Consider the following 9,090-nt stretch of genomic DNA (forward strand, 5'->3'; position numbering starts at 1 on the left):
CCGGGCTCTGGGTGAAAACCGCTGGCCGCTGAGAAAGTCTATGGCTGTTGCTGGTATTACGATTCGTGCGGTCGCTTGTCTCCGATAACGGTTGTCTGATTCGAGGCTTTGCGGCCTCCGTCTTCAAAAAGTGAAAGCGAACCGAACCCCTATATTTATAAGAAGGATATGAAGCCGGTTCTTCATTTTCGCAGTAAATTATGATGTCCGGTTCCCCAGCCTTCAATTGATGAAAAAGGAATGACAACAACTCGCTTGCACCGTTTACACTTTAGTTCCAGCCCCTGCTCACATATCTTGGCAATCAGCTGCCCGCACTCACAGCGGGCTTCCAGCATCTGATAATTTTCCACTGTGCGTGCCTCGGTGATGGTCATGCGGCAATATGGGATAAATTGAGAACGATTATTAATATCTTAATGATACTCTGCTGTCAAGTAGAGTGTTAATATTCCTGAATAGATTGATAGGCCAGAAAGTTTACCGGATGCGCCAGTTCTGTCAGGGAGAGGCCGCGCGAAGAATGGCGTGATTGCCGTCAAGCTCGAATTGAATTATTTGAGAGTCAGGTGAAAGAGGTCACGCTCGCTCGGTAGCATCTTTCAGGAGGGAGGAATCATCACAAGCCTCCGACAACATTTGTATTCCAGCTCGATCCTCATCTCGATAAGACAAGCAAGCAGTTGGCCGCAGAAACCGTGAACCTGTTCCGCCGTGCAAGCTGGCCCAAGATTGCATCATTCATAGCCGCTAACACTTGAGGGGGCATTCACGTCTTGTGGATGACCGGCCGTCCGTTACACTAAAATGTCCACCGAGCGCCAGCTTGCCAGAGCGCCGGAAGGCCGGGATAGATACCCCGTGTGCGGTCCATAATGACGTCTTGGCCGAGCATATTTTTCCCCGTGAAGAAAAAGGTCGTGTTGATCTTCTTCACGTGTTGATTGACAGAAGCGTTGAGCATGCACCAGCCTCTCACGATGCCGCGCTGTCCGTTCGGAGTCGGAATCACGGTGTTGCGGTCGTCCCCAAACTGATCGCTGATGCACTGAGTTTCCACCCGCGCATTAAACGGTCCAAGACTGAAGGCCCGGTTGGCATAGCCGATCCCCGCTGAAATCAAATGTTCTGGAGAGTAGGGAAGGCGATTCCCGCTGGTATTGAAGATTGCCGGCTCGCCGGGCAACAGAGCCGCACCGGTAATAGAACTGTTACGCGCTCCTCTAAAGTCTGCCTGAGCAACCCAGGTATAGTTGATATCAAGAGTGATATCTTCGTCGTCATTTCGTCCGGTCACGGCGTCCAAGATATCCAGCTGTGCGGCAACCTCAGCTCCGCGATGTTGGGTTTTCCCAGCGCTGGTCAAGGTGGCGCCGACACCGCCCGCCACTGATTGGGAGATGATCTGATTGGAGAAATCAATCTGGTAGCCTGTAATGGAATATCCCAGCCACGGGGCCAGGTTTCCTCTTACTCCCAACTCGTAGGTCCAATTCAATTCCGGTCCAAGATCTACAACTTGTCCTGTGCCGGTGATGGCATCGGAAATCTGGGGTGGTGCCATGCCTCGATGGGCTCCGAAAAAGAACGTGTTGTTTTTGAACGGAGAGTAGGTCACTCCTACTCCTGGCAGGACTTCGGTGAAGTTGGTTTTCCCGTAGGTTCCTTGACCGTTATTTGCCAGCCGATTTGTTTGATCATAGCTGATATGTTCGACGCGGAAGCCGGGGGTCACCGTGAATGGGCCGAAGAACATACGTTCTTGCGCGAAGAAGGAATAGGCGTTAGTTGTCCGAAACGTATTTTCTCCTAAACAAGTGGCTCCGGGTACAGAGACGACGCAACTTGAAGGGAGTCCTGTACCTGAGATGGTATTGAGTAGCTGCTTACGGTCCGATTGTTCGAACATATACCGCGCTCCGAAATCAGCTTCACCCTTTATCCCCAACAAGGAGTGGAGATAATGGAACCGTGGCTCGACTCCCCAGACCCAATACTCCCGTTCGTTCGTGAAGCGCGCATTCGCAGGCACGACGCTAAAGGCGGTTGCCGGAAGGTTATTGCCATTTTGTACACCGCCGACAGGATTTCCATTGATGTCTACTCCTTGTTGAGATTGACGAGACCAATCTCGTTGAATGTAGTGCCCAAAAAGGTTGACCGTCGAGGTCAGATTTGCCGTAAACATATGATTCACGGCCACGTGATAGCCGAGCCGCATGAAGTCCATATGATCGTTGGTAAACAGGGTCTGCCGGTCTTCACCGCGGATGGCCCAATCCGCTTGTGTTAGACCCTGGTAGCCGATCCCTGAGTTTTCGCGATAGTAATTGAACTTGGCCAGAATTTGCGTCCTATCGCTTAATTCCTGGACCGTCTTGAGTGTCAAGTCATCCACCTTGGCGCGGATATTGGTAAATCTCGGGGTGTCGGTTTGATAATGGGTATAGTCGACCAGATAGCCGCCTTTCCCCCAGGTGCCGCCGTAATCAAAGTGGGTGTTTAGATAATTCAGGTTGCCGCCCCACACTTGAAAGTGTCCTTCCGGCGTCGTGGGTGGCATGCGGGTAATAAGATTGATGACGCCTCCAATGGTTTGAGGGCCGTAGAGCAGTTGTCCACTGCCTTTCAACACTTCGATTCGATCGAATCGGAAGATCGGAGGAAAGTAATACGACGACGGATCGGCGTACGGCATCAGCATGATCGGCACGCCGTCCTCCATGATATGGACTTTTCGACTGCGAGTCGGATCCAAGCCACGGATACCGATATTGGGCCTGATGCCTAAACCATCTTCGTCCCGCACATGGACACCCGGAACTTCCCTCAGGGTTTCGTTGATCGTGAACCTGTGGTTGTTCTGGATGGACTGGGACGTGATCACCTTTCCCGATCCGGGGATGTGGTCGAGCGCTGTCGGGGCGGTCCCGATAATTTCAGTCAACGGAATTTTCAGCGGTTGTTGTTCCTCCGTTGGATTCTGTGGATCCGTCTCCTCAGCGGGAACTTGCGCTCCTAGTGCGCTTTCGATCGTAACGGAATCTGGTCCGACAACACGATAGGTCAAGCCTGTCCCGGCAAGGAGTAACCGCAACGCGATTTCAGGGGAGTATTGGCCGGCTATAGCCGTAGATTGCTGATCGTGAATGAGATCAGCTCTCACCAAAAAACGGATCGCGCTTTGGTTCTGAAATGCTTCGAGGGCCTGTGCAAGCGGTTGGCGCGGTATATCGAAGGTCACAGCCGCAGGGGGCAGCTCGGCCGAAGTCTCCGCGGTCGCTTTTGGCAGATTCCCAAGTCCTATGAGCAGCAAACCGACTAGAATGAGACATGACACCTTCGTCTGACCCATATACCTCTCCTTTTCCGTCGTGGGCAATAAACAGGAGCGAGCTCTATGTAGAAGGACGAAACGAAGGAGAGGAATTCCCTATCGCTTACGAATAATTTTTACAATCAGTCTCAAAATTAATTAAACGAACTGAGGGGCGGTCCATCTGGGACAGGCGATGGCTTATATAGTCAATGTGTTATCAGGAGACGATGGTGAGGAATGAGGTGAATTGCGTCACTTGAAATGGAAACACATTCTGCAGCATTTTGAGGGCCTGAATGGGATCTTCCAAGGAAAGGCTCCCGGACAAGCGAAGGTCTCCCAAAGAGGCGGTTGCAATCACAATTTTACCAGACCGGTAACGATTCAGCTCTTCAACGATCCTGCTCAACGGCATGTCCGTGAATGAGAACTCACCTTTTCGCCATGCGATGGTTTTGAGAATATCCACTGGTTCCAGTTCACCAATGATGTGATGCTCATCATAGGCAATCCGGTAGCCGACTGGAATATCCCATACATCGTTATCGTGAAGCAGTCGAACGGCGCCTTCGACGACCGTGACTGTGATGTTGTCTGCATGGCGGTCGATGTTGAATGTCGTGCCCACGGCCCGTACGATCCATCCGCCGACCGTGACTTCGAACGGGCGCTCAATATCATGCGCAACCTCAAAGAGCGCTTCCCCTCGTGTGAGAGCCAATGATCGGCGCTGTTCAGATAAATTCACTGAGAAAGCGGACTGTGTGTTCAAAAACACGGTTGATCCATCGGCAAGGGAGACGGACTTTTGCTCGCCAGGTGCAGTCTTGTAATCGCTCAACCAAACGGTGAGCGTGGACCAGAGTAGCGTTGCTGTGAGGACGACAACAAAAGTAGCGGCAATGGCTGACCAATGAGATCGCAGCACAGATGTCAGAGGGTGCGCACGGCGTGGGATGAAATGACCGTGTGGTGATTCATGCTTCTCACGTGTCACCTGGCCGGTTAGTCCATCAAGTGTATGCCAAAACCGCTCAGCATCTTGGAACTGTAGTCGATGGAGTGGGCTTCGCGCACGCCAAGCCTCGAACTCTCGATGCTCCTCGGCAGAGAGGAGGCCGGAATGGACACGCAGAACCCATACATTGGCTTCGTCCCAGACACGCGTGAGCTCGTGGTTGTCCGAAGAGGAATGCGGTGCCGACATATCCGATTGATCGCGTGACAACAAAGGACTGAATGCCAGGAAACTCCTAATGATAGTCGGGAGTGCTGTAGCGACTCAATGGAAAAGTTCCCATCTTCATAACCGACCATCGAAGGTCTCAAAACGTTTCCGGCAGTGGGCGATGGCCTTGCTGAGGTGGTGCTCTACCGTTTTCACGGATATATGGAGCTCCCTGGCTATTTCATCGTAGGTCTTATGTTCGAACTTGAACATGATGAATGTGGCGCGACGCCGAGCTGGTAGTTCGTCGATCGCTTTGAGTACGGCAGCGAGACGTCTCTTCGCGTCGACGGTTGCCTCGACATCCGGAGCGGTCGTCGGCACAGCCAGCGCTTTTTCCAGAGGTTCCGATCGAGGCAATGCTCGATGCTTCTTTCGCAGGTAGTCGATAGCGAGGTTTTTGGCAGTCGTGTAGAGAAAACCCCGTGGATCACGGATCGCTTCTGGGCTGGTAAGTGTGACGATACGTAAGTAGAGCTCTTGCACGAGATCGGCCGCAGCTGAAGGACAGCGTACTCTTCGTGTGAGAAAGTGCAGTAATTCAGTATGTTCGGTTTTGGCAAATTCAACAAGCGAGTCGAGACGGGACGCACTGGCTGCGGGGATACCGTTCATAGCCGAACAGGAGAGGGGAAAATGAGTTACCCCCACATCATCAAAGGAATCAGACATCTCCTGCCTATCTAAGAGGGAGGTTCATTCCCAATCCGACAAATGTCAACACTGTTTCAGAAATCTTCATCCTATGGAAAGACGAGGCGGGTTCGAACTCACCGTAAGCATCGCTATCAGCACAATGACATTGAGCCAATAGATGGCGAGTCACGTGTTTTCTCCGGTAGATTGCTTCCACCGTAGGTGCACGTTAACGAAGCGAATAACTGATCGGCATCACTATCGCTACTTGTGGCTTCCCTAAGGGGTGATCCAGTTTTAGTGGAGAGGCCTTTTTTAGGGTTTCCATTGCATCGTTGTCCAGAATCGACCGGCCGGAGCTTTCTTGTACTTCTACCATCAACACTTGACCGTCGTCTTTAATGACGGCCCTAAGGATCACCTTGCCTTCCCAGCGATTCATTCGAGCCATGACCGGGTAGTTCTTAAGTTCTTCGATCCGTCCGAGCAACGCTCTCATCAGCCATCCATAGTCTGCCTTGGCTGCTGGTGCTGCCTTGAAGGGAGCTGCGGAAGCCACCACTTGTTCGACGCTGTGCTGCAGGACTTGCGCCGGGGTTTCACTCGTCGCTTCGACTAGAGATTGATGGACGACAGAATGGATGGTCGGTTCGACGGACGTGGCAGCTTCGTCTGAGGCGACCTCATTATTCATCGGCGTAGGCTCTTCTTCCGCAACCCTATCCTGGGTCAGGACCGGAGCCATCGTTTCGGTGAGGTCATGAGGTTGGAGGGGTTGTGTAATAATGGTCGAGGCAGTTTGATTCACCGGAGTAACTTCTGTAACGCCCTGGTCGACTTGAGCGAACTGACGTGGGACAACCTCTTGCTGAGCCTGGTCCGAGACTGCTGCCGGCGACACCGATCGAGGCTTCACAAACTTTGGCTTCGGTGGTACAGACGGGGCTGCGGGTCTGACCTCGGCAAGAGGGTCTAATGTTGGTTGGGGTCCCGGCGATTCCATCAGTGCCACGTTCCACTTAAATGAGTCGGATTCAAACGATGGCGTTAATCGAGACATCAGCACAAGGGTACATGCACTCATCATTGCATGGAGAATCACCGAATAAAGCCAACCCCGACGATGCAGATGAGCGTGATTGGAGTAGTTGTAGAAAAAAGAAGTCACGATTTCACCACTTCAAGGCTGACTTGTCCAAAGCCGAGGCCTTTTAACTCATCAATCACCTGGACAAACCGTTCCAAGATCGTCACTTTGTCGGCACGGACAATCACCAATGATTCTCTTGGTTGCCGTTCAAGCACGATTCGCAATCCGTTTTCAGGGACAGCGGAATCGTTTAAGTACATTTGCCCTTGCGAAGTCAGCGTGATGATTACGGGCACATCTTTTCTATCCCCGGCTTCAGTGGATTTGGCCAAATCTACTGGAATCTGACCGGTGGTGATAAAGGTGGCCGTGGTCAACACGATAACCAGCAAGACCAGCATGACGTCAACCAAGGGGATGACGTTGATTTGGTTCAGTTCATCATCCATGTTGATGTTGCGCTTTATAGAGAGTGATCAGTTCGGCGACTCGTCTCCGGAGGGCGTTGTTCATCACCACACAGGGAATAGCCACCAGAAGCCCCACAGCAGTGGCCTTGAGTGCGAGGCTCAGACCCACCATGATGGAGCTGACGGCGATGGTCTTGGAGGTCCCCATGGTGTGAAAGGTCAGCATGATTCCGAGGACTGTTCCTAAAAGTCCGATGTATGGAGCGTTGGCTGCTACTGTCCCGATAACGACCAACCGTTTTGTCAGGGCGATCTCGAAAAGTTGTTGATTAGGATAGTGGGAAGGGTCAATCTGCCGATAAAATTGCCAGCGCTCGACGGCTACCGCTACTGCCCATACGCTTAAGGCGAGCAGCAGGCCGATAATTCCATAATCCACGATCTCTTTCAGTACATCCATAATGATAGTCCTCTACATCTATCTTATTGATAAAGCTTCTCAATAACATCCATTCTTTAGCTCTGTCAATGGGAAAAATTAAGCTTGCTGGCGTCTCTAGTGAGGCGGCCTCCTGTGCCAGCAGGAAGGGCATCGGCATTAAACAAAACAGTGTGTGTTACTGAAATTCGTAACTCGATCGGTATACCATCCTGGTAGACACTGGTTGAACTCTCGCTGTCGCGGGCGATCTGTCCGGAGGGCAGCCGGCAGGCTTCAATGACGGCAGCGAGAGCAGAGCCCATAGAGTTCGAGGCGGTGGGTTTGGATGGTAAAACCATTCCGTGACGCCACTTCTTCCTGAAGACGCTCAATATCGCAGTTCTCGAACTCCACGATCTTTCCGCAGCCGGTGCAAATGAGATGGTCATGGTGGCCCTTATGGGACACATTGTCGTACTGCGTTTGAGTACCGAAGTGTCTGGCTTGGGCTAGACCCGCTTCGCAGAAGAGATTGAGCGTGCGGTAAATCGTCGCGAGCCCCAGGTGCGGATCTTTGCGCGCCAACTGGTGATACATCTCTTCAGCCGTGATGTGTTCCTGCTTGAGAAAGGCGTCGAGGATCAATTCCCGCTGGCGAGTAAATTTGAGCTGATGCTTCCCCAGATGTTCCTTCAAGACTCCCATTTCTTTAGCATGTTTCGACATCATGATGAGATCATCCTCCTAAACCGGGAATTAAAGACGAAACTGAGCGGCTGGTCAAGAGTGCTTCCATCGGACCGTTGTTAATCTCCAAACTCCCTTTGACGGCTGCCTTCTCGGCTGTCTATAGTAAAGCGCCCATGCACAGAGTGAGATCTTGAGAACACCCAATCAGATCACAGTTGATCGTGCTCTTATTCTGTATATTTTGCAGCTTGCAGAACCGTATGGCCAACTGAGCGATGTGAAGTTGCAGCAGCTGTGTTTTTTGTGTGAGCTTCAAACCTTTGCCAAAGGCCTGAAAACGTTCCATTTTGAATTCTTTCGCTTTGCTTACGGCGCCTTCAGTAAAGACCTCGATAACGACTTGACCTCTCTCCGTCGGAAAGGGCGGATCGAGAACTTCACGGTGTCGGATCAGGTGAAGGAGGAAGTGATCCCATTACTCCTGAACGCGATCGACGGGGTGGAGGCCAACGAGAAGGCCAAAGACATTCTCGATGCCGTCGTGGCCGCCTATGGACAACAAGACACCGGTACCATCACGACCTCCGTCGAATTGGTGCAGCTGAGCACACCACAGGACCCTGATCTCAAGATTCCCATTCGAGATATTGTGTTCCATACCACGCTGCTCGTGCCGCATCGGATCGAAGTGCGGGCTGAAGTGGCGTTGTCTCCGGCCATCGCGGCAAAGCTTAACGCCGCAATGGGGTATGACAGCCGACCAGTCATCGATGCTCACAATTGGTAGAGCTCGCCGTACTTCTGTTCCACATAGTTGAGAAAAGGCTCAGGACTTACGGTCGACCCGGTCACGCGTTGCGCGAGATGGGAAGGCGTGAACATGCGGCCCCAACGGTGAATTTTCTGCTCCAGCCACCGGCGCAAGACGATTAACCGACCGGCTGCAATCTCATCCGCCAAATGGGGAATTTCCAACGTGGCCTGCTCGAAGAATTGCACGGAATAAAGGTTGCCCAAGGTATACGTTGGGAAATAACCGAACGCGCCGAACGACCAGTGCACGTCTTGCAGCACTCCTTCCGCGTCGGATGTCGGAACGATTCCCAAGTAGTCCTTCATCTTTTGATTCCAGATCGCCGGCAGGTCGTCGGGCTGGGTCTTGTTCTCCACGAGCGCTTGCTCGATCTCAAACCGCAGCATGATATGGAGATTGTAGGTCAGTTCGTCGGCCTCCACGCGAATCAACGACGGCTTCACGCGATTGATCGCAGCATAGAATTGTTCACTCTCCACGCC

The 9,090-nt window shown here is 52.2% G+C and carries 8 protein-coding genes and 1 pseudogene; 1 reads left to right on the forward strand and 8 read right to left on the reverse strand.

What is annotated here, in order from left to right; genetic code table 11:
* Positions 1-802: 802 nt before the first annotated feature.
* The 7 genes from ACOSYY_RS10850 to ACOSYY_RS10880 all read right to left on the reverse strand — a co-directional run bounded on the left by ACOSYY_RS10850 (position 803) and on the right by ACOSYY_RS10880 (position 7,830).
* The gene (locus ACOSYY_RS10850; protein ID WP_421662373.1) at positions 803-3,355 is read right to left on the reverse strand and encodes a TonB-dependent receptor domain-containing protein; all 2,553 of its coding nucleotides are present in this window, start codon (positions 3,353-3,355) and stop codon (positions 803-805) included.
* Between the two features lie 181 nt (positions 3,356-3,536).
* A complete protein-coding gene (locus ACOSYY_RS10855) occupies positions 3,537-4,526 on the reverse strand; it encodes a FecR family protein (RefSeq protein ID WP_421662374.1) in 990 nt (329 codons plus the stop codon).
* Positions 4,527-4,622: 96 nt separating this feature from the next.
* The gene (locus ACOSYY_RS10860) at positions 4,623-5,219 is read right to left on the reverse strand and encodes an RNA polymerase sigma factor (protein ID WP_421662375.1); all 597 of its coding nucleotides are present in this window, start codon (positions 5,217-5,219) and stop codon (positions 4,623-4,625) included.
* 193 nt (positions 5,220-5,412) lie between these two features.
* Complete coding sequence (locus ACOSYY_RS10865; RefSeq protein WP_421662376.1) at positions 5,413-6,186, reverse strand: energy transducer TonB; 774 nt, start codon at positions 6,184-6,186, stop codon at positions 5,413-5,415.
* Positions 6,187-6,347: 161 nt separating this feature from the next.
* A complete protein-coding gene (locus ACOSYY_RS10870) occupies positions 6,348-6,722 on the reverse strand; it encodes an ExbD/TolR family protein (protein ID WP_421662377.1) in 375 nt (124 codons plus the stop codon).
* Entirely contained in the window at positions 6,715-7,143 is a 429-nt protein-coding gene (exbB, locus tag ACOSYY_RS10875; RefSeq protein WP_421662378.1) for a TonB-system energizer ExbB, read from the reverse strand. Before exbB ends, ACOSYY_RS10870 begins: the two co-directional genes overlap by 8 nt.
* 255 nt (positions 7,144-7,398) lie before the next feature.
* Positions 7,399-7,830 carry a Fur family transcriptional regulator gene (locus ACOSYY_RS10880; RefSeq protein WP_526023314.1) on the reverse strand — a complete coding sequence of 144 codons (432 nt, stop codon included), beginning with the start codon at positions 7,828-7,830 and terminating at the stop codon, positions 7,399-7,401.
* A gap of 154 nt (positions 7,831-7,984) precedes the next feature.
* On the opposite strand from ACOSYY_RS10880, the gene ACOSYY_RS10885 reads away from it, so the two are divergent.
* Positions 7,985-8,581, forward strand: a complete 597-nt coding sequence (locus ACOSYY_RS10885) for a hypothetical protein (protein WP_421662380.1) — start codon at positions 7,985-7,987, stop codon at positions 8,579-8,581.
* On the opposite strand, the pseudogene ACOSYY_RS10890 reads toward ACOSYY_RS10885, so the two are convergent.
* Positions 8,569-9,090 (reverse strand): annotated as a pseudogene (locus ACOSYY_RS10890) (carboxypeptidase M32); the annotation flags it as partial. The gene ACOSYY_RS10885 and the pseudogene ACOSYY_RS10890 sit on opposite strands and share 13 nt — an antisense overlap.

It is taken from the genome of Nitrospira sp. BLG_2 (assembly GCF_049222245.1).